16 protein-coding genes are annotated in these 21,754 nt (G+C 64.5%); 7 read left to right on the forward strand and 9 right to left on the reverse strand.

Annotation, left to right across the window (positions count from 1 at the left end; translation table 11 throughout):
- Window positions 1–27: 27 nt before the first annotated feature.
- Entirely contained in the window at window positions 28–1,245 is a 1,218-nt protein-coding gene (locus tag VF515_06485; GenBank protein ID HEX7407285.1) for a glycosyltransferase family 39 protein, read from the reverse strand.
- Window positions 1,246–1,353: 108 nt separating this feature from the next.
- Here VF515_06485 and uvrC point away from each other — a divergent pair, with 108 nt between their 5' ends.
- Both uvrC and VF515_06495 read left to right on the forward strand, forming a co-directional pair.
- Window positions 1,354–3,279, forward strand: coding sequence for an excinuclease ABC subunit UvrC (gene uvrC / locus VF515_06490; protein ID HEX7407286.1), 1,926 nt, complete (start codon window positions 1,354–1,356; stop codon window positions 3,277–3,279).
- A gap of 92 nt (window positions 3,280–3,371) precedes the next feature.
- Window positions 3,372–5,864 carry a DNA internalization-related competence protein ComEC/Rec2 gene (locus tag VF515_06495; protein HEX7407287.1) on the forward strand — a complete coding sequence of 831 codons (2,493 nt, stop codon included), beginning with the start codon at window positions 3,372–3,374 and terminating at the stop codon, window positions 5,862–5,864.
- An 85-nt stretch (window positions 5,865–5,949) separates the two neighbouring features.
- Here VF515_06495 and VF515_06500 read toward each other — a convergent pair whose 3' ends face one another.
- From VF515_06500 to VF515_06525, 6 genes are all read right to left on the reverse strand, one after another.
- Window positions 5,950–7,509, reverse strand: a complete 1,560-nt coding sequence (locus VF515_06500; protein ID HEX7407288.1) for an AMP-binding protein — start codon at window positions 7,507–7,509, stop codon at window positions 5,950–5,952.
- 27 nt (window positions 7,510–7,536) lie between these two features.
- Window positions 7,537–8,670, reverse strand: coding sequence for a thiolase family protein (locus tag VF515_06505; GenBank protein ID HEX7407289.1), 1,134 nt, complete (start codon window positions 8,668–8,670; stop codon window positions 7,537–7,539).
- Between the two features lie 40 nt (window positions 8,671–8,710).
- On the reverse strand, window positions 8,711–9,562 hold the full coding sequence (locus VF515_06510; protein HEX7407290.1) for a nitroreductase family protein: 852 nt from the start codon (window positions 9,560–9,562) through the stop codon (window positions 8,711–8,713).
- A gap of 159 nt (window positions 9,563–9,721) precedes the next feature.
- Window positions 9,722–10,657, reverse strand: a complete 936-nt coding sequence (locus tag VF515_06515; GenBank protein ID HEX7407291.1) for a hypothetical protein — start codon at window positions 10,655–10,657, stop codon at window positions 9,722–9,724.
- 27 nt (window positions 10,658–10,684) lie between these two features.
- Window positions 10,685–12,004, reverse strand: coding sequence for a DUF1329 domain-containing protein (locus VF515_06520; GenBank protein ID HEX7407292.1), 1,320 nt, complete (start codon window positions 12,002–12,004; stop codon window positions 10,685–10,687).
- Window positions 12,005–12,098: 94 nt separating this feature from the next.
- The gene (locus tag VF515_06525; protein ID HEX7407293.1) at window positions 12,099–12,950 is read right to left on the reverse strand and encodes an amidohydrolase family protein; all 852 of its coding nucleotides are present in this window, start codon (window positions 12,948–12,950) and stop codon (window positions 12,099–12,101) included.
- Window positions 12,951–13,211: 261 nt separating this feature from the next.
- On the opposite strand from VF515_06525, the gene VF515_06530 reads away from it, so the two are divergent.
- The 4 genes from VF515_06530 (at window position 13,212) to VF515_06545 (ending at window position 18,100) form a co-directional block, all read left to right on the forward strand.
- Window positions 13,212–13,760 (forward strand): adenine phosphoribosyltransferase, encoded by a 549-nt coding sequence (locus VF515_06530; protein HEX7407294.1) that lies wholly within the window; start codon window positions 13,212–13,214, stop codon window positions 13,758–13,760.
- 52 nt (window positions 13,761–13,812) lie between these two features.
- A complete protein-coding gene (gene metK, locus VF515_06535) occupies window positions 13,813–14,970 on the forward strand; it encodes a methionine adenosyltransferase (protein HEX7407295.1) in 1,158 nt (385 codons plus the stop codon).
- A gap of 141 nt (window positions 14,971–15,111) precedes the next feature.
- Window positions 15,112–15,900 (forward strand): 3-hydroxy-5-phosphonooxypentane-2,4-dione thiolase, encoded by a 789-nt coding sequence (gene lsrF, locus VF515_06540; GenBank protein ID HEX7407296.1) that lies wholly within the window; start codon window positions 15,112–15,114, stop codon window positions 15,898–15,900.
- A 94-nt stretch (window positions 15,901–15,994) separates the two neighbouring features.
- Window positions 15,995–18,100: a bifunctional aldolase/short-chain dehydrogenase gene (locus VF515_06545; protein HEX7407297.1), complete on the forward strand. Its 2,106-nt coding sequence runs from the start codon at window positions 15,995–15,997 to the stop codon at window positions 18,098–18,100.
- Between the two features lie 3 nt (window positions 18,101–18,103).
- Here VF515_06545 and VF515_06550 read toward each other — a convergent pair whose 3' ends face one another.
- Together VF515_06550 and grpE are read right to left on the reverse strand one after the other, a co-directional pair.
- Entirely contained in the window at window positions 18,104–19,675 is a 1,572-nt protein-coding gene (locus VF515_06550; GenBank protein ID HEX7407298.1) for an Hsp70 family protein, read from the reverse strand.
- Window positions 19,676–19,677: 2 nt separating this feature from the next.
- Entirely contained in the window at window positions 19,678–20,376 is a 699-nt protein-coding gene (gene grpE, locus VF515_06555; GenBank protein HEX7407299.1) for a nucleotide exchange factor GrpE, read from the reverse strand.
- Window positions 20,377–20,588: 212 nt separating this feature from the next.
- Between grpE and VF515_06560 the strand changes: the two genes are divergently transcribed.
- The coding region (locus tag VF515_06560) for a right-handed parallel beta-helix repeat-containing protein (protein ID HEX7407300.1) at window positions 20,589–21,754 on the forward strand (1,166 nt) is incomplete at its 3' end.

A 21,754-nucleotide genomic window follows, 5' to 3' on the forward strand; every position in this document is an offset into this window, starting at 1 on the left:
AGCCATCAGCAAGGAAGCCACTGGTCGCTACTTCCGGGTGACGCCTGCTGCCAGCAGGGCGGCAAGTGGTACCGCCGGGAGGATGTAGCGCACGGCGGGCTGAACGGCGGCGTGGAAGGCCGTGTATCCACCGATGAGGAGCAGCGTGATGATCACCATGTCCCGCGCCTGGGGATTCCTTCGCCACAAGCGTACCGCTCCGAAACCCGCCGCGATCAACAGCGCTCCGTGCACTACCAGGTGCACGAGCATGCTGAGCTGGCTACGGCCGAGGTACCAGGTAAGCGCCAGGTTGCGAAGCCACAGCCGAAAAGCTTCCCCGGAGTGACTGGCGATCCATTCCTCGGCAACCCTTCGAGCTGTCGCGTCGCGCTGCTCCACGTCCGCATCGCGCGCCACACCGTGGCGCGCCAGCTCTTGCCACAGCGCCATTTCCGCCTCCTGGTTGAGATCACCCGTTGGTGTCGTCCAACTCACATGCCGGGAAATGTAGAGGCCATGGTAGAGCGTAATCCCACCTCGAGCGAGGAGGTGCGGCTGCCTGGAAATCCAGAGGTTCCACGCCATCCAAGGCGCCAGAATGATGAGGACACATCCGGCGGTACGTGCCAGCGTGCCGAACCGCCGGTGCGACGCGGTCGGAACGAGGGCCAGAACCTGGAGAAACGCTGCGCTCTTGGTCAATAGCTGCAAGCCCCACAGCGGACCGACGGAGCGAGCCCGCCACCCGGGTTGCAGCAACGCCTGCATGAACAGCACGAGCAGGAGAATGTAGAGGGTCTCCGTGAGCGGCCGCGCCGTGTAGAAGACAAGTGTGGGATGGACGGCACAAAGCGCCGCCGCCGCCAGCGCTCCCGTTCGGTTGCCGTACTTGCGCGCCATCGTGAAGACGAGCCCACAGGTTATTGCTCCGCACAGGCATTGTGCCAGCTGCCAGGGCCAGGACACCGGCCCGAAGAGCAGGATGCTGATGGCCAACAACGCCGGATACAACGGCAGCCGTTCCACCGCCGCGGGTGCGCCGTTCATCGTGTAGCCGTTGCCCTCAACGAGATTCAGCGCGATCACGTCATAGCCGTCGGCCTCAACGAAACGGTCGGCAATGCGAGGATACACGAGAACGCAAAAGCCTATGCGAACGACCAGTGCCAATGCGACGACGTACACCAGGTCTCCCCGCGGCGCGAAGCGGAGCCCGCGGCGCCACGGGTTCTCGCTGCGGCTACGAATGCGAGGGAGCGCCACTCTGTCAGCCGGGGTCTGAATGGCATCGAGACTTAGTGGGGAACGCTGGGAACTGCAAGAGCCGGCCGGAACTCTTCTCCCGGCGACGCCGACAGCTATAATGCCGGCGTGGTCGATGACGCTTGTGACGCACTGCCGGCTGGCCTACCAATCCCGCCAAGCCTGAGCCAGCAGCTCGACGCGGTGCAGCCGCGGCCTGGCGTGTACCTGCTCAAAGACCGCCACGGCAAGGTCATCTACGTCGGCAAGGCGAAGAACCTGCGTGCCCGTGTCCGCACCTACTTCCGCGGCGGCGACGAGCGCAGCCAAGTCCGCTTCCTCATGCAGCGCGTTGCCGGCCTCGAAACGCTGGTCACAGTCAACGATAAGGAAGCGCTGATCCTCGAGAACAACCTGATCAAACAGTACAAGCCCCGCTACAACATCCGCCTCAAAGACGACAAGTCGTACGTGAGCGTGAAGGTCACCACGCAGGACCCGTGGCCGCGTATCCTGGTGACGCGCAAGATCGTCAAAGACGGGAGCAAATATTTCGGGCCGTACGCTTCCGCCTGGGCCGTCCGCGAGACCCTGGACACGATCCGCAAGGTGATCCCGTTGCGCACCTGCAGCGACGGCGTGTTCCGCAACCGGTCTCGGCCGTGCATCGAATATCAAATTAAACGCTGCCTCGGCCCCTGCTGCCTGCCGGTCGATCCCGCGGTGTACCAACGGCATGTTCGGGAGGCCACCCTGCTGCTCGAAGGCAAGAGCCAGCAACTCACTCGGCAACTGGAGGAGGAGATGCGGCGCGCCTCGGATGAGCTGCGGTTCGAGGACGCGGCGCGCCTGCGGGACAGAATCCGCGCCGTCGAACGGACGCAGGAGCGGCAGCAGGTCGTGTCGCACGGGGGAGATGATCAGGACGTCTTCGGCCTCTACCGTGAGGGCGGCTTCATCGAAGTGCAGGTCCTGTTCGTCCGCCAAGGCAAGCTGACCGGCAATCAAACGTACAGCTTCGCCGACTTCGAGTTCGCCGACGAAGAGGTGCTCGAAGCCGTTTTGACGCAGTTCTATCAAGGGGACCGCTACGTCCCGGACGAGATCCTGGTGCCGGTCGATCTCGAAGACCAGGACGTGCGGGCCGAGTACCTGAGCGAGCGCAAAGGCAAGCGGATGATCATCTTCCGCCCGCAGCGCGGCGACAAAGTCCGCCTGCTGGAGATGGCGGCAGAGAATGCGCGCCAGAGTTTCCGCGAGCGGCAGGATGCCGGACACAACCGTGAGCGTATGAGCGCAGAGTTGCAGCGCCGCCTCCACCTGCGCAACGCGCCGAAGCGGATCGAATGCTTCGACATCTCCAACATCCAGGGCCGCCTGGCGGTCGGATCCATGGTGACCTTCGATGAAGGCGAGCCCGACAAGGGTCGCTACCGCCGCTTTCGCATCACGACCGTATCCGGAGCGGATGACTTCATGATGATGTACGAGGTCCTCAAGCGGCGCTTTGCCCGCGCCAAGGAAGAGGGGACCTACCCCGATCTGCTGGTGGTGGACGGCGGCAAGGGGCAGCTGAACGTGGCGCTCGAAGTGTTGCGCGAGTTGGAGATCAACGAGGTGGACGTGGTGGGGTTGGCGAAGATGCGTGTCGAGCGGGCACCGCAGTCACCTGAAGTCGTGCGCAGCGAGGAACGCGTCTTCCTCCCCGGTCGGAAAAACCCGGTCATCCTCAAGCGCAACTCGAACGCCCTCTTCTTGCTCCAGCGCGTGCGCGATGAAGCCCACCGGTTCGCCATTACCTATCACAGGCAGTTGCGCCGGCAGGAACGACTGCGTTCCGAGCTGGATAGCATCCCCGGCATTGGAGCGGCGCGGCGCAAGCGGCTGCTGCGCCACTTCGGCAGTGTCCGGCGCATACGCGAAGCGAGCGTGGAAGCCCTGACCGAGGTGCCAGGGATTTCGCCCGCCCTTGCAGCGGCCATCAAGAGCAGCTTGGCGGACTCGGCCGATACGAGCAGCGCCGCCGGTCCCTTGAACGCACGCCCCGAAGCCTAAGCGGCGTCCGCTCTCGACAACCCGATGTATTGGAGCGGAAGCACGCCACCTAGTGCCAATTTAACTGTTCTGTACTAATAAGCATCTTACCAATGTGGGTGAGGTGGAGTCTCGCCAATGATGACGCATCGCTGATGGTCATCGGGACGGCACTGGCGCAATCCCTGCGCCGTGTACCGTTGCTGGTGTACGGCGCCCTAGGTCTGATCGCCGGTGATGCTTTCGCCGGTCTGGGTTACGCAATATCGCCGGCCGTACTCGCCGCAGCTAGTGCGGGGGCCAGCCTGTTGCTGCTTCATGCGGATGGAGTATGGAAGCGCATTGGCCTCCTGGTGTTGGCGCTCATGCTGGCAAATGCCCGTGCCGACCGTCTGTACCGTCCTCACTTCCCTGCGGGTCATGTGGCTGCGGCCTCCTTGGGTGTGCCGGTGCACATCGAAGGTGTGCTGACCGATGACCCCGAGCCGAACGGCGGGCGTACCCGACTGTCTCTCGAAACGGAGCGCATCGACGGCGGTGATGGCTGGTATGCAGCCCGAGGGCAGGTGGTACTCACGGTCGGGCACCTCGAGGACGCGTGGCAGGTGGGTGATCGGTTACAGGCGGAGCTCACACTTCGGCGCCCGCGCAATCTCGGGAACCCGGGCGAGTTTGATTACGAAGGATACCTGGCGCGCCGCGGTGTCTACGCGACCGCGGTCGCTGAGGACGATTCCGGATTCGCTCGTCTCGGGCACGTTGATAGCGGCATTGTCGGCTGGCTGGCGCGCTGGCGCCAAGGCGTGGGCGCCATGTTTCAGCGCACCTTGCCGGAGCCGGAAGCGGGAGTGTTGGGGGCGCTGATCGTGGGAACGCAGGGGGCGCTGCCTCGCGATCTTCGCACCGCGTTCAGTCGTGCGGGGGTGAGTCATGTGCTCTCCATCTCCGGACTGCACGTCGCGCTCGTGGCCGGCGCAGGATACGCCATATTCCGCTGGCTCTTGGCGCGTAGCCGCTGGCTGTTGCTCAGCCTGAACGTTCCAAAGTTGGCCACCGCGTTATCGGTGATTCCCGTCCTGCTCTACGCCGGCATCGCCGGCAGCAACGTCGCCACGATTCGCTCCGTCATCATGATCCTGGTCTTCGTCGCCGCCGTGCTCGTCGACCGCCAGCGTCACCTCATCGTCAGCCTCGCCGTCGCCGCTATCTTGATTGTGCTGTGGTCTCCCGGCGCGGCGCTCGACATCTCCTTCCAGCTCTCGTTCGTCGCGGTGCTCGGACTGGTATGGGGCATGGAACGGTTCTGGCCGTGGTGGAAACGATGGGAAGAGGCGCGCCTCGTGCGCTTGCGTGGCTGGAAAGCGCGGCTGTGGCGGCCCATTGCGGTCTACGTTGTCGTCTCCATCAGCGCCTTGGCCGCCACCACGCCCTTGACCGCCTTGCACTTCAACCAGGTGTGCCTCGTTGCGCCACTCGCGAATGCCGTGGTCGTGCCGTTGCTCGGATCGGTCGCCGTCGGACTCGGACTGCTGGCAGCCCTGGCCTATCCGCTTTGCGCGCCGCTAGCGCAGTTGTGCACCGTGATTGCCGGCCCCTTTGTCGGGCTTGGGGTGTGGCTGGTGCGGGTCTTCTCCGCCTTGCCCTATGCCTATCTGCGGGTGGTGACGCCGAGTGGTTTCGAGCTGGCGCTGCTGTATGCGGGACTGGCAGCGCTGGTGCGGCTGTCCGGGCGTGCACGCGCGGTGAGCCTGGCGGTGCTGGCTGTACTGGCGTTCGGTGACGCGGCGTGGTGGTACGCCGACCGCAATCACCGCTCGGCGATGCGAGTGACGTTTCTGAGTGTCGGCCAGGGAGACAGCGCGGTGGTCGAGTTCCCGGGTGCGGAGGTGATGGTCATCGACGGGGGCGGACTGAGAGGGGAGGCCTTCGACATGGGCGAGCGGGTTATCGCGCCCTTCCTGTGGAGCCGCAAGATCGGCCATGTCGACTATCTGGTGCTCAGCCACCCGGAGTGGGACCACTACGGCGGATTCGCCTTCCTCGCGGCGAATTTCTCGCCACGGGAGTTTTGGTCCAGCGGCGCGTGTGCCCCGACCGAGCCCTTCGCGCGTCTGCAGCAGCTCCTCACCGACAATGGGGTCCAGCGCGTCGCCTTGCATCGCGGCGACCAACGGCAGATCGGCCGCGTGCACGCCGCCGTGCAATCTCCGCCGCAACAGCCCGAGGGGCTCCGCGTCAACGATCAGTCGTTGGTCCTCAGCCTCGCCTTCGGCGAGACCCGTGTGCTGTTTTCGGGAGACATCGAAAGGCGCGGGGAGGAGAACCTAGCGGCGTCCACTGACGGCTCTCTGGCGAGTACCATTCTCAAGGTGCCGCATCATGGCAGCGGCACTTCCAGCAGTCCGCGCTTCCTCGATGCCGTCGCTCCACGATATGCGGTTGTGTCCGTCGGCTTTGAGAACCGCTTCGGCTTCCCGCATGAGGCCGTGCTGCGCCGTTACGGCAGCTACGGGTGCCGCGTGCTGCGGACCGACTTGGACGGCGCAGTGCACGTGCGCATCAGCGCGCGTGGCGAGGTTGAAATGGCGGCGGATAAATCTCGCTGAGCGCGCTATCCATCGCGACAATGACAAGAGCAATCGAAGGCCCTGTTCCCGTCATGCTCCCACAGGCGGGCATCCGGATATTCTTCTAGTGCTTCTGGCTCTTCTCGCGGTCCCACGTGTTTGCGGTCACCCCGGTGCGCTTGAGTAGTGTCTTCTGCACGCGGTGAGTCTCGGTCTTTGGGATGACGTCGCGGAATTCGATGTAGCGCGGCACCATGAAGCGGGCCATCCGCTCGGTGCAGAAGGCGACCAGCTCCTCCGGGCCTACCCGGGCGCCAGGCCGGCAAACCACCGCTACCATCACGTCATCCTCGCTCAGTTCGGACGGCACGCCGAAGGCCGCCGACTCCAGCACGGCCGGATGCTGATTGATGATCTTCTCGACTTCGAAGGACGAGATGTTCTCGCCGCGGCGGCGGATGGAGTCGGTCTTGCGGTCGGCGAAGTAGAAGAAGCCCTGCGCGTCGCGCCAGGCCAGATCGCCGGTGTAGAACCAGCCGTCGCGGATCTTGGCATTCGAAGCCTGTTCGTTCTTCAGATAGGAAACACGTCGCGCTTCTGGATCGTCGACTTTGAACACCAACTCGCCGACCTCGTCGGCGTCGCCTTCGCTCCCGTCTTCACGCACCACGCGCGCCTCGGTACCCGGTGGCGGAAGTCCCATCGAGCCCTTGGGGCCGTTGCCGAAGTTGAACAGCATGAAGCCGCCGCCGTCGACGGCGCCGTATCCCTCCCAGATAGTCACGTCGAAGCGACGCTCGAATTCTTCCCAGGCCCAGGCCGGCGTGGCGGCACTGAAGACGAGGCGCACCGGGTTGTCCTTATCATCCGGACGTGGCGGCTGCTTCAGTAGTATGGGGATCATGGCGCCAAGGGCGTTGAACGACGTGGCACCGTACCGCCGCACCTCGTCCCAAAACCGGCTGGCACTGAAGCGGCGTCCCAGCGCGACGGCATAACCGCTGTGCAGGCCCTGCATGGTCGTCAGAAAGAGCGCGTTGGCGTGGAAGAGAGGCAGGCAGGTGTAGAGGATGTCACCGGCACGGTAGCCGAGCTGGGCAAAAATCGAGAGGCCGGCGAAGCTGAAGCCGCCGTGCTTTACCACCACCGCCTTGGGCAAGCCCGTGGTGCCGGAGGTGTAGAGGAGGACGGCGGTGCTGTTGGGCGTCGCTCTTGCCGCGGGGCGCTCGGCAGAGGAGGCGGCGAGGTGGGCCATCGGCAAGGTGCCCGCGGGGAGCGTCGGCGATGGAGCATCGCCGGGGTCGACGATGACGTGCCGCACACGCGCCAGCCCCGCCTGCAGTGGGAGAAAGGCTTCGAGCAGGTCGGCTCCGATCACGAGCGCCTGTGTTTCGGAGTGATCGAGGACGTACGCGAGTCCCTCGCCACGCAGGGCGACGTTCACCGGCACGGCGTAGGCGCCGAGCTTTTGAGTCGCGAAGAACGTCGCTAGCCAGGAGTGTGAGTTGCCCATCATGATGGCGACTCCGCCCCCTGGGCCGACGCCCAGTGCGGCAAGGCCGTTGGCGATCCGGTTGGCTCGGCGGTCAAGTTCGGCGTAGCTGACGCGTTCGTCGCCGAAGAGCAGGAAGGTCTCCTCCCCCTTTTCGATCGCCCGCGTTTCCAGCAATTCGGCGAAGTTCATTCTGCGCTCCTGGCCCCGTGTTCGCTGCTACGCGGCGAAAATGTGTACGCCGGCGGCGCCTCCGAATCCCTGGCAGTGTGCCAGTGCAATCCGCGCGTTCGCTACCTGCCGCGCTCCGGACTCGCCGCGCAGCTGCTCGACCGCCTCCACCACCTGGGCAACACCGGTGGCGCCGAGCGGATGTCCCTTGGCGAGCAGTCCGCCGCTGGTGCTTACCTGGACCCGCGCGTGCTTCAGTCCGTGCTCGATGAAGCGGCCCCCTTCGCCACGCGGGCACAGTCCGAGATTTTCATAGTGGATGATCTCGGCGATCGAGAAGCAGTCGTGCACCTCGGCGCAGTCGAGCCGGTCGGGGCCGATGCCGGCTTGTTCGTACGCCGCGCGCATGGTGCGGCTGTTGATTTCCTGGATACCGGCGAGTCCGTCGCCGCCTCCCATTGGCGGATCCGACTGCAGGGCCGAAGCCACCACGCGGATCGGCCGGCGCGTCGTGCGCGCCACGTCGGCGCTGGTGACCACGGCGGCGGCGGCCCCCGACGTCGTGGGGCAGCACATCAACAGGCGCAGCGGTGGCGCCACTTCGCGCGAGGCGAGGACGTCATCAATGGTGACCGGGTCGTGAAACTGCGCTCGGGGGTTCTTGGCCCCGTAGGCGCGGTTCTTGACCGACACCATTGCCATCTGCTCCACCGTCGTCCCGTACCGGCGCGAGTGTTCCTGGAAGAGATTGGCGAAGAGCGCCGGCAACGCCGGCACGCCCTGGCGGGCCATGCCCTCGAGGCGCTCGTCGCCACGCGTCGGAATGGCCCCGCGGCCCATGACCTCGAAGCCGACGGCCAGCGCAACCTTGGCGATCCCGTAGCCCACTGCCATGGCGGCACTGCGCAGCGCACTGGTGCCACTGGCGCAGGCGTTTTCGACATTGAAGATGGGAATGCCGGTCATGCCGATACCGTACAGCACCTTCTGCCCCGCCGTGGTGCCCTGAAGAACATGGCCGCAGTACGCAATTTCAACCGCCGTGTAGTCGAGCCCCGCATCGGCCAGCGCGGCGGTCACCGCTTCCTGCCCGAGATCGGAAACGCGCTTGCCCTCATGACGGCCGAATGGCGTCATGCCGACGCCGGCAACGTAGACTTCGCGCGGGAATGGATCGGTCATGCGACGCTCCTGGTGTAGCGATGCGGAGAGCACACCCTGGTCAGGACTCGGTATCCATCATGTCCTTCATGATGTGCTCGGTCATCTCGGTGATCTCTTCGCCGAAGATCGGTGAGATTTCCAGAGCGCGGGAAAGATAGGCGAGTTCGGCCCGCCGCCACGGCTGCGGTGCCGGGTTCTGAATCATCTTGTCGCGTTTGAGACCCTCGACGACTTCGGGATCACGCGGGAACGACTGGCCGACGCGGTTGAGGAAAAACTTCTGTTCGAACGGAAGCCGCGGACGCTGCCCCCCAGCCTCTCGCGACTCGGCCGGATAGCCGACGGTCTGGACCACGAGAATCTTGGAGTCCGCGGCGAGGCCGAGGACGCGCTTGAGCTTCTTCTGCGCCGGCACGCCGATCAAGCAGGTACCGAGACCTTGCTCGAACGCTACCAGCGTGGCCTGCGCGATTCCCTGACCGCAATCCATTTCGGTCAGACCACCGGCCTTGATGCCCTCCATGCCCGCCTGAAAGAAGGGAACCAACGCCTCGTCCAGATACCGGTGGCTTTGCTCCCTATCGACGCCAACGGCGCCAACCTCGACCAACTCGTGCAGGCGGTCTCCCTGAACGGCGAGGAGACTCCAGTCCAGGTACCAGATGATGAGTACTGGCGCGAGGCGCAGCTGGAAGCCGGCGATTGCCGATCCCGGTGGAAGGGCTTCGATCACCTCCTTGGGCGCGGTGGCCCGTTCGATCACTACGGCTTTCAGCGCTTGGACGTTGCCCCAAAAGGACGACAGCGTTGCCGCCTCGAGCATGCGCTGAATCTTCTCGCGCTCCACCGGTTTGTAGGGCAACAAGAATCGGATAGATCGCCTGGTCCCGATCGCTTCTCGTAGTTCCATATGGTCTCCTTATGGCTTATTGGGCACGCATCACATCGACAAACCGGCGCAAGAAGCGGCGGCGCGTCGAGCAATCGTCATGCTAGTGCCTTGATAGTCCTACGGCCGATCGAAAATCAAACCGGCGGAGCGCGGCAAGCGATTCCTCAGGACGATTCCTCAGCCGTCGGTTCTTTCATTGCGACCCTCCTCGGCCGGTGCGGAGCCCTGTGCCCCAAGCTGCTCGCTTGCCTCGGTGGCGTCGCCGCGTACCGTCGGCGTCTGCCGGCCGCTGGCCGAGTGCGCTCTGACCTGTTCGTAGTAGCACGCTGGGATCTGTTTGGGGCTCTTGTAGATGTGGATGCGACAGGGATCGTTCGGAGTGGCCGGGTGGTCGATCGACCATTGCGGATGGCCGAACCACTCGATGCACTGGATATTGTTCCACACCGCACAGTGGGCGCAGTAGCTGGGGAACCCCGACTTGCCGAAGGTCATCGCCTGGGGGGTCTCGATCCGGTACAAGCCGTCCGGCCCCGCGTAGGCCCCTTCGCGCATGAGGCGGCCGCCGGAGCCGCAGGGGTCCTGCGTGATGGTGAACTTGTCGGTGTCCTCGGTCACCGAGAGGTTTCCCATGTGCGTCTTGAGCAGATGGACAGAGGCGCGCACGAAGTCCTCGGTCAACAAACTTTCCCACTTCTCGAACCATTGGCGTTGGCGCTCGCCGCTGTGGCGAATGATGCCCTCCAATCGCTGGTCGCCGAACACCTTGCCGACGTAATCGTAGAAACGCGCCATGATATCGATGAACTGGTCATGGATGAGCTGATGTTGCCGGTCACGCTCGCGCAGCAGCGCCCGCGCCTCATCGTCGCGGCCCTCTTCCACGGCTGTGGCAATGCGGGCGGCGATGGCTGCCTGCTCCACGCGGAAGATCCGTTCGATGTATTCCATCTCGAACTCGAGGAGCTTGCGTTCCCCCTTGTGCGTCTGCACGTATTCCTTGGCCAACAGCTCGCAGGCGCGCAACGCTTCTGCGCGGTTATTGGCTGCGAGAGCGGCTTCCAGACGTTGTCGCACTCGCAGACCTAGCTGTTTCAATTCTTCCGCGTCCATCGAAGATCCCCTTCCGGCGTGACGACGTTACTTTCCAAATCGGACCAGCGCTTGTGACACGAAGAACTGCGGGTCGAGTCGCAGGCGGCGATCGTTCGGCGGATCGCCGTGGCCGAGCGGCGCGGTGATCACCGTCGCCCGATTGAGCTTATGGTTCTCCGCTCCTTGATATACAGTACTGCCCGCGCCGTAATAGTCGTCATCGCCAGCCTGGCCCGAGGTGCCGTTCAAATCGGCGAAGACGGTGTAGGTATTGACGAGGTTGCCGTTCCAATCGAACTTCCGGTTGTACGCGCCCTGGTACGTTTCCTTGTCGATGTAGAGCTGGATCTTGCCAAACAGATAATAGGAGTCTTTCGGGACTCCCTCGATGATCCACAGGCGACGGCGGGCCAGCGCGAAGTTGAGCGGCGCCCAAGGCGACCCTTTCCAATTCGGGTCCTGAAATCCGACCATCGGTATCTTCTTGAAAAGGCCGCGCCACCCGCCTCCCGGCAGTGGGAAGCGGTGCTGGATGCCGTCGAAGCTGAAGCGGTCGACAACGCGCAAGCCTTCTTGCTCGCCCACGAACCTCCAAGTGAAGTCCTCGGGCTTGCCGTCGAAAAACGGGCCGTCGTCCTGGCTCATGTCGGAGCCGAGAAAGCCGTCGGACCGATTGGTGGGGGAGACGGCACGTACGCGCCGCAGCGCCGGTACGTACGCCCACACGGAATCGCGCTTGTCCGGATCGCGGTAGCGCCAGGTCAGGGCGGCGGTCCCGTTCAGATCGGCCGGCTGCACCGTCGTCGCCAGGAACTGCGCCAGCAAGTCGTCGGGATTGCGCGCTGGGATGTAGTCCCGCGGCTGGCCCTGGTAGTAGAGGTAGTACACATCCTGAGTCGCGGTCCGTTCCACGCCGCTTCCGGAGACCCAATCCACCTCGACGTAGTTATGGAGATTGCCATTGTTCCACCAGCTGAAATAGAGATTCCACAGGATCTTGATGCCCGCTTGTGGATCGTCAGCGCCCACCGTGGGAAACGGGAAGCCGCAAATGTAGTCCGGGCGCTGGCCCGTGGCCTTGTCCACGATGCTGCCTTTGGCATCGAGGACAAGATGCTCGGGATTGCGTTGCGAGCTTTCCACGAACGCCTTACTCCACCGTTGCAGGCCGTTCTTCCACTCGACGACCGGGTTGGCAAACTCACCGCGCTCGTAATGGCGGAGGATTTCCGGCGGCAGCAGATCCTTCGCTAGCTGCCAGTTCTTCTCGGAAAGCACGTCGCCCGGCTTGAGTTCCTGGGCCTGGGCCACGCCGGTCAGTAGCAGCATCATGGTGAAGGCGATGATCGTCGCCTTGCCCTTCATGTGTCCCCCTTTCAGGTCCGGTGAACCGACCTCTCTCTGCCACGGGATCAGCATGCGTACAATGTGAACTCGCCCGCCTGAGAGGCGCGCCGCATCATCCGCTGATCCCCAGAATGCGTTGTGCGTTCTGGTAGTAGATCTTGTCCATAATGGCGGGCGGGTACTTCTCCGCCTCGTAGTCGGCGAACAGGCGCTGGTGCGAAATCAGCGGATAATCGCTTCCGAACATCACCTTGTCCTGCAGGCGGCCGCGGATCTCCCGCTTGAGCGATTCGGGGAAGTACTTTGGCGACCAGCCGGACAGCTCCTGAAACACGTTTCCTTTGTGCAGCAGGACGGCGATCATCTCCTCTTGCCACGGCCAGGCCGGGTGACAGGCGACGATCGTCAGGTTCGGGAAGTCGGCGGCGACGTCGTCGATGTACGGGATGGGCTGCGTGTGCTTGAGTTTGATGCCCATGCCGCCGGGCATGCCGGCGGCCAGGCCGGTGAAACCCGTGTGAAACTGCACCGGCGCCTTCAAAGCGACGCAGGCTTCGTAAAGCGGGTAGAAGCGGCGGTCATTCGGGAAGAAGCCCTGGGCGGTTTGCTGGAACTTGAGCCCGATGAGGCCCAGATCCTTCACGGCGTGCTCCAGTTCCTTGACCGCCATCTCGCCCTTCCACGGATCGATCATCGCCCAACCGCCGACGAAGGCTTCAGGGTAGTCTTTCACGACCTTGGCGATGTAGTCGTTCGAGGTGCGCGGCATGCCAGTGTTGGATTCGGCATCCCAGGCGACAATCATGCCTTTCACGCCGGCATCGACAAAGTCCTTGGCCATCTCGGCCTCGGTCTTGATCGTGACTTTGAAGCGGTAATGCTTCTCCAGCGCTTCGTTGTACTTCGCCATGCTGTCGGCCCAAGGCTTGGTGCTGATGTGTGCGTGGACGTCCAGAACGGTCATGAAAGCCTCCTCATCAGTTCGTGTTCGGCTCCGCTGGGGGACCATAGGCAACTTGGCCCCTCGGAAGCAATGCGCGCAAGCGACAGCAGTCGGCCGCGCCCGTGGGGGCGGAGCTATTGACTACGCCATGAACCCGGTGCAGTTGGAACAGCCGATCATCAGTCTTCCAGCCGTTCAGTTGGTGGTCGCCGATATGGTAGGGAATATGGAGTTGATGCGCAGCTTTACGAGGCACATCGGAGGCCGTCGCTGAGGAGAGATATGGAACACAACGCCGCTGACCACCGGCTCACGGCGGATCTACGGACCGCGATCCGCGAGATTCCGGATTTCCCAAAAGAGGGAATCCGCTTTTATGACATCACCACGCTGCTCAAGGATGCCAGCTGTTTTCAGAGGGCCATCGACGCACTGGCGAACCCGCACATCGGCCAGCCGATCGACTATATCGTCGGCATCGATGCGCGTGGCTTCATTTTAGGCGCCGCGATGGCCTACAAACTCTGTAAGGGGTTGGTGCTGGTGCGGAAGAAGGGTAAACTGCCGGCCCGCACCCGTTCGGCAAGCTACGCGCTGGAGTACGGGATCGATGAAGTGGAAATGCACCACGACGCGCTGCCGCCCGGGTCGCGCGTCGTCATTGTGGACGATCTCCTGGCCACCGGCGGCACCGCCGCCGCCGCGGTACAGCTCGTACACGACTCGGGTGCCCAGCTGGTGGAGTGCGCCTTTTTGGTGGAGCTGGAGTCGCTGGGCGGACGCAAACGTCTCCAGGGCTGTCAGGTTGTTTCCCTGGTGCGGTACCCCTGAGGCGCCTATGCTGCACGCAGCAATGAAGCGCAGCGGAAAGGAATGGAGATAAATGGCAGCCCGTCACCTGTTCACGTCGGAGTCCGTCACTGAAGGTCATCCCGACAAAGTCGCGGATCAGATCTCCGATGCCGTGCTCGATGCATTTCTCGCCGAAGACCCGCACTCCCGGGTGGCCTGTGAAACGCTGGTCTCAACCAACTTGGCGATGATCGCGGGCGAAATCACCTCATCGGCACGCGTCGATGTGGCGGCCGTCGCGCGCGACACCATCCGCGGCATCGGCTACACCGACCATGACATCGGATTCGATTGCGACTACGCCAACGTCTTGATCAGCCTCAAGCGGCAGTCCCCGGACATCGCGCGCGGCGTCGACCGCGGCGGCGACGATCAGGGGGCCGGAGACCAGGGCCTGATGTTCGGTTTCGCCTGCGCCGACACACCCGAGCTGATGCCGATGCCGATCTCCCTGGCCCACCGGCTCACACGCCGCCTGGCCGAAGTGCGGAAGCAGGGCATCCTCAACTTCCTGCGGCCCGACGGGAAATCGCAGGTGACGATCGAGTATCGCGACCGCCAACCGTTCCGGGTGGATTCGGTCGTGGTGTCGGCGCACCACCGCGAGGACGTTACGGATGCCCGGCTGCGTGAAGGCATCGAGACCGATGTGGTCCGCGCCGTCGTTCCCAGCGAGCTCATGGATCGCCACACGCGTATCCTCGTCAATCCCACCGGCCGCTTCGTGGTCGGCGGACCGCTGGCAGATGTGGGACTCACGGGCCGCAAGATCATCGTCGACAGCTACGGCGGGCACGGCAGCCACGGCGGCGGCGCTTTCTCGGGCAAGGATCCGTCGAAGGTCGATCGCAGCGCTTCGTACATGGCTCGCTACGTCGCCAAACAGATCGTTGCCGCCGACCTGGCGCAGCGCTGCGAACTCCAGATCGCCTACGCCATCGGCGTCGCCGACCCGATGTCGATCATGGTGGACACCAAAGGCACCGGGCGGGTGCCGGACGAGCACTTGGCCGAGTTGGTCGAGCGGACGTTTTCCCTGCGCCCCGCCGCCATCATCCGCCAGCTCGATCTGCTGCGGCCCATCTACCGGAAGACCGCAAGCTACGGCCACTTCGGACGCAACGAGCCGGAATTCACCTGGGAACGCACGGACCGAGCCGGAGAACTGCGGCGCGCGGCGGGGATGTGAACCACGGACGTTCTTGGTGTCTGCGGGCGGGCATAGGGGCGCAGCATGCTGCGCCCCTACAGGTGGGCGTCACACTTTCGCGCCGCCGGTTCGATCGAGGGCGTTTGTCGAGAAGCGAGAGCGAGAAGAAGGAGAGCTGAGATGGACTGGGGAATGCAGCATCGTCTAGCGAACATCATCCCGCCGGATACCGGCCGCGCCGTTATGCTGGCTGTCGATCACGGCTACTTTCTCGGCCCAACCAGCGGACTGGAGGATCCGCGGAAGACAGTCGCTCCGCTATTGCCGTACGCGGACTCCCTGATGCTCACCCGCGGCGTGCTGCGGCAGTGTGTCGATCCGGCCAGCCGCATCCCGGTCGTGCTGCGCGTCTCCGGAGGCACCAGCATCCTGAGCGAGCTGTCGAACGAAGACCTCACCGTCTCGATTGAAGATGCCCTGCGCTTGAATGTATCGGCGGTGGCCCTGTCGATCTTCGTCGGCACCGAGAACGAGCGGCGCACCTTGGCCAATCTCGCCAAGCTCGTCGACCTGGGCGAACAATACGGTATCCCGGTCCTGGCGGTCACCGCGGTGGGCAAAGACATGCAGCGCGACGCCCGCTACCTGAGCCTCTGCTGCCGCATCGCCGCGGAACTCGGGGCGCGCCTCGTCAAGACGTACTACTGTGAGGGCTTCGAAGAGGTTGTCGGCGGCTGTCCGGTGCCGATCGTGATCGCCGGTGGGAAGAAGATCGAGGAACGCGAGGCACTGCAGCTGGCCCAAGACGCCGTGTCGCACGGCGCGGTCGGGGTCGACATGGGGCGGAACATTTTCCAGTCGGGCAATCCGGTCGGCATGATCCGCGCGGTGCGTCAGGTCGTGCACGAGAACAAGACACCGGATGAGGCCTTCCGCTTCCTCACCGGACTGCGGAGCGCTGCCGCCTGAGACGGCAATGCCGTTGTGCGTCTTCATTGGCCACGATGCTCCGGACGGGTGCTTCGAAGTGAGCTGCTTGGCGCGGGCGTTTCCTCGGTGACGCATGCGTAGCCGCTGGAACGAGGCCGAAGCCGCCGCGGCCGTCGAGCGTTGGGTGGTCCCGTATGGGCAGGATCTGGCGCTCCGTGTCTATACGTCGCGCCTCATCGGTGCCGACCCCAGCCTGGTGTTACACGGCGGCGGCAATACCTCGCTCAAGACACCGGTCAAGACGGTCTTCGGCGACGAGATCACCGCGTTGTTTGTCAAAGGATCGGGATGTGACCTGCAGGCGATTGAGCCGGCGGGCTTTACCGCCCTGCAACTCGCCCCGTTGGCGCGGCTACGGCAGCTGGACGATCTGTCGGAAGCGGGAATGATCAGCCAGCTCCGCCTCAGTCAACTCGACGCTTCGGCCCCCTCGCCGTCGGTAGAGACGCTCCTGCACGCCTTCTTGCCCTATCGCTACATCGATCATTCGCATGCCAACGTGGTGCTGTGCCTCAGCAATCAGCCGGCAGGCGACAGGTTGCTGCGGGAGGCGGTCGGCGAGCAGGTGATTGTTCTGCCCTACATCACGCCGGGATTTCCTCTCGCCAAAGAAGTGGCACGTGTCGTCGAACAGCAACCGGCGGCGCGCGGCATCATCGTAGCGAAGCATGGGCTCTTCACCTTCGCTGATGATGCGCGCACGGCGTACGAGCGTCACATCGAGGCTGTGGACGCGTGCGAGAGGTTTCTTGCCGCCCGCCAGCCGAAGCGGCTGTTCACGCCGCGCTACACCGTCGAGGCCCGGCCCGCCGACCTGGCGGCGCAGGCAGCCCCGATCCTGCGAGGACTCCTGGCCGAGCGCACCGAGAGCGAAGACATTCAGTATCGCCGGTTGCTGCTCGATTGGCGAGCCGATGATGAGGTGCTGGCGTTTGTGAACAGCGCCCAAGCCACCACGCTCGCCTCAACCGGACCGCTCACGCCCGACCACGTGATTCGCACCAAGCCCTTTGCACTGCACGTCGCCAGCCCGATCTGGGACGACGCGCCACGGCTGCGTCAGCAGTTGGCCGAGGCGGTGGCGGAATTCGTCAGGCGGTACGAGGCGTACGTCAGCCAACACACCGATGGCACAGGCAATACGAAGTCCGACCCGTTCCCGCGGGTTGTGTTTCTGCCTGGGGCGGGAGTGTTTTGCTTCGGCAGGACGAAGACGGAGGCGCGCATCGCCGCCGACATCACCGTCCAGGGTCTGCGCGCCAAGGCGATTGCGCATGCCATGGGCGGCTATGAGTCGGCCTCGACCGAACATCTGTACATGATGGAGCACTGGAGCTTGCAGCGGGCGAAGCTCGGTCGGACAGCGGCGCTGCCGCTGGAACGCCAGGTGGTGTTCATCACCGGCGCCGCCGGCGCCATCGGGTACGGCATTGCCAAGGTATGCGCCGAGGCCGGAGCCCACTTGGTTCTGACCGACATCGACGCGAAACGGTTGGGGCCCGTGGCTGAGAGGATCGAGAAGGCCCACGGGCGCGGGAGCGCGACCGCAATTCCCATGGACGTCACCGATGCCGCCTCGGTGCGCGCGGGGTTCGACGAGGCGTGCCGCGCCTATGGTGGCGTCGATGTCGTCGTCGTCAATGCCGGTATCGCCCACGTCGCTGCGGTGGCGGACCTCTGCGACGCCGATCTCGATCGGGTGATGGCGGTCAATTTCACCGGCGCCTTTCTGACCATCCGGGAGGGCGTTCGGGCACTGCGTGCCCAGGCCCTGGGCGGCAACATCGTCATCAATTCTTCGAAAAACGTGTTCGGGCCTGGGAAAGATTTCGGCGCCTACAGCGCCTCGAAAGCGGCGGCGCATCAACTGGGGAAGGTCGCCGCCATCGAACTGGCGGCAGAGGGTATTCGCGTCAACATGATCAACGCCGACGCTATCTTTGCGGAAGACGACGTCGCATCCGGCCTGTGGGCGACAGTCGGCCCGGACCGCGCCCGCAGCCGCGGCCTGAAGCTGGAAGAATTGCCCGAGTACTACCGCGGCCGCAACCTGCTGCGCGCCCGGGTCACGGCGCGCCACGTGGGTAACGCCGTGGTTTTCTTCGCCAGCAATCGCACCCCAACCACCGGCGCCACGCTGCCGGTCGATGGTGGCGTGGTGGAGGCGTTCCCGCGCTAGAGGTCAAATCCGGAAGATCTCGTAGCAGCGGCTCTCGCCGTCGCTGCGGGTCACCCGCACGGTGATGACGCCGTCACTGTCGCAAGAGTAGGTCTCGCAGATGCGCTGATCTCCCAGGTCGTCGCGGCCGCCGATCTCGGCAGGCGTCAGTCTGCACTCGATCGGAATCCCCGGATCGTAGGGAAAGAGCACATCGGACCACGAGCGCACCCCCGCCCCCGGCCGCCCCGCTGCATCGACTCCGGCGCATTCGAAGTAACGCAGGTGGCCGATGTTGTGTCTGGGGACATACTCCACCTTGCGCTCCAGCGGTGCACCTCCATAGGCCGGGAGCCGGGTGCCCGCAGAAAAAATCGGCGCGAAGTACTCCCGCCTGCCATGATCGGCCAGACGCAGGACACCGAAGTGCCGTGACAGCATGTCGTGCAGGGTCAGACGCTCGGCGCTATGGATGGCCGCGCCCATCGCCGTTGCGGTAAACGGTTTGTCCGTCATCACCAGCCGCGCCTGTGGAAAGCGGGCGGCGATCATTTCCGCAACCAGCGGCAACTTGGATGAGCCGCCCACCAGATAGATGCCATCGAGGGTCTCCGGATCCACCCCCGCCGCGCGCGCCGCGGCGCTCTCCACCAGCGCCCACAGCTTGTCGACCGCCGGGGCAAGCACCGCCCGCAGTCGGGCGAAATAGTCTGCCACTCGGATGGTGCAGGTTTCGCCCTTCAGACCGATGTCGGACGGGATGAGGGCCAGGGTGCGCACCGAACCCGAGGAGATGCTTTCCTTCTGCTGGCAGGCATGCCGCAGCAGCTGCTCACGCTGCAGGCGTGAGAGCGCGTCGAAGTCCAGCCGCATTTTCTCGGCAAACAGGCGCGCCAAGGTACGGTCCAGATCATCGCCGCCGAGTTCCTCGATCCCCGCCGCATCGATGACGGTGAATACGCCGCCGGCGATTTTCACCAGTGAGCAGTCGAAGGTCCCGCCGCCGAAGTCGAAGATGACGACCGCCGCCGACAGCTTCCGTGCCGCCGTGCGGTTGCCGTGCACGACGCGGTCGGCGAACTCAATCGCCGCCGCCGTCGGCTCGTTGAGCGTGCCGATCACCTCGAACCCGGCCTCTTTGAATGCCTGACGCGTGATGTGGCGTTGCGCGCCGTTGGCGTTGGCCGGCCAGGTGATCACCGCCTGTAACGGCTCGGCAGGGAAGAGGCCGGAGCGCTCCACCGACTGGCGCAGTGCCACGGCAAATCCCCGCAACACCTCGGCCGTGTCAAAGCCGTCCGGATGCACATCGAGACCGATGCGTCCGCCGCCGACATAGTCCCGCAACAACCGCTTGATGGAACGGATGAGGCTGTAGCGCCGGTCCGCGCCCGACTGTGCCAGGCAGCGCTCGGCGTCCGGGCCATACAAGAACCGGCCGGTGTCGTGGTCGTACGCCAGCAGCGATGGGAAGACATCCCGGACCACGCGGCCGATGGCCGTCTCGACCACGTGAGGAATGACCGGGTAGCGGCCGCGATCACTGCAGACCACGACCGTGTTGGTCGTCCCGAAATCGACTCCCAGCCGCGCCATGCTCACACCCTCCGGTTTACCGCCACCGCGGCTTTGCTCACCACCATCCCCCTCGCCGTGCGATAGCCTGGCCGCAGCGTTTCGAGAATCACACCGTCGGGGACGTTCGCTTGGTGCCGCTCGTCGACCACGACGTGGATCAGCGGGTCGACGACATCCATCGGCTCCGCATCGAACCGGGCGGCTCCCAAGCTCTCGAGCAGCTGATCCAGCTGCTCGACGATCCGCGCCCCGTCCCGTTCGGCTATGCCGGCGGCCTCGCGTCGAATACCAGCGAGATCGCGGACCACGGACTCCGTCCGTTGTTCGAGGAGTTCGCTCAGCAGGCGACGCAGCGAGTCCACCGATGCGTCCAACGCTGCGTCGGCTTCGCTCGCCGGCGCCGCGTGTCGTTCCATCATCTGCTTCACGTCACGGAGTTCCCCAAGAATTGCGTCGAACTTCTTGGCACAATCCCGGACGGCGGCGATATCGGGCGTCGTACGGGCTGACACGGCGGTCGAGCCGGCCGGAGACGGACGCTTGCGTCCCGGGGCCGGCGCCTGCTTGGCCGCACCCCCGCCTGCCCCTGGTGTCTTCTTTCGCGGCGCGGCGGAAGCTTTGCTGCGGGCTCCGGCGTCTGTTTTGGGCACAGCTCGGGAATCGCGCTCTGCGGCTAAGGCCACGGCAACCGTCTGGTCGTCAAGTTTCTTCTTCGCCACGTTTCATCCTCCAATGAGGCCACGCCTCTCGCCACAGATGTACATGATCTGCGAGAGGGTACCACCCCTCTATTGGGCATCCCTCAGGGGAGGCCTGCGGGTCGTGCGGTTGCTGCCACCGAGAACATTGATCGACACGACGCAGAAAATCGCGTAAGTAAGAGTCATTGGAATCAGCTGAAATAGCGGTCGCACAGCACCGTTCGACGCCAATGATACACTCGGTTCTTCCGCGCCGCGACTCTGCCGCGAGCCTCGTTCGGGTCGCCCTGGCGCTGGCTTTTCTTGGAGTCGGACAGCCGGTGCGGGCCAGTACGGGGGACTGCGGCGCCCTCCCCGTCGTCACCAGCGTGATTGCCGCCATGTTCCAGAACGATGGGCGCGTGATCTCAGGAACCTGCGATCCGAACAGTGACGAGATCGTGACCGCTGCCGACGTGACCGGTTTGGTCGACCTTCCCGCGCCGCCGGCATGTCCCGCAAGCGCCGATCTCGTGGTTGAGATCGACAACAAAACTGGGCGCTCGCCGGTTTCGATCGTGCTCAGCGGCAAGCGCCTTGGTGCGGAATGTCTTGCCGGCGCACTTGCCACCTCCTACCGTCGAACAGTGAACTGCGCCGGTCCCGGGTTGGTCACCTGCGGTCAGTTCAACGCCCGGGCCGCGGGCTCGTGGCGTCACTCGATCCTCGTGGCGTCACCGAACTCCGGCCAAACCCAGCACCAGGTGTCACTGCTTGTTGCGGGCAACGTGCCCAATCGCATTCGCTTTACCGCCTTTGCCAGCGTGTTTTCCGTGCAGACCTCCGCCAACGAGGGGAACGGCTCGCTCCGTAGCGTTCTGCAAAGTATCGATGCGGCGCCCAAGCCCGCCCTCATCCAGTTCAGCCCCGATGCCTTCCCGCCTGGAGTCCCTGTGGCCATCCGTCTCGATTTCAGTCTGCCCACGCTTGCGAGCGATGACGTGACGATTGACGCCACCGACGCGACGGGTGCGGTAGGCAACCGCATCATTGACGCCAACGGATTACCGATTGGCGCATTGGGGATCAGCGGGGCCCGCAACCATGTCATCGGTTTGCACCTGCGGAACTCCGGCGGGAACGACCGCGACCTGCTGAGCATCTCCGGCCCAGGCGCCGACGGCAACGTGGTCGAGCGAACGATTGTCGACGGACCGTCGTCGGCCGATGGTATCGGCGTCGACCTGGATGCGGGCAAAGACTTCGGAAACAGTGCGAACGTGATCCGTGACTGTGAGATCTCGGGCGTGTCGGACAAAGGCGTGAAAGTCACCACCGGAGCGTACGCGCGGGTGGAACGGTGCTGGGTCCACGACAACGCCAACGGCGGGATCCAGGCTACCCTTGGCGGCCACGT

This window comes from Candidatus Binatia bacterium, from assembly GCA_036382395.1.
GTDB lineage: Bacteria > Desulfobacterota > Binatia > HRBIN30 > HRBIN30 > JAGDMS01.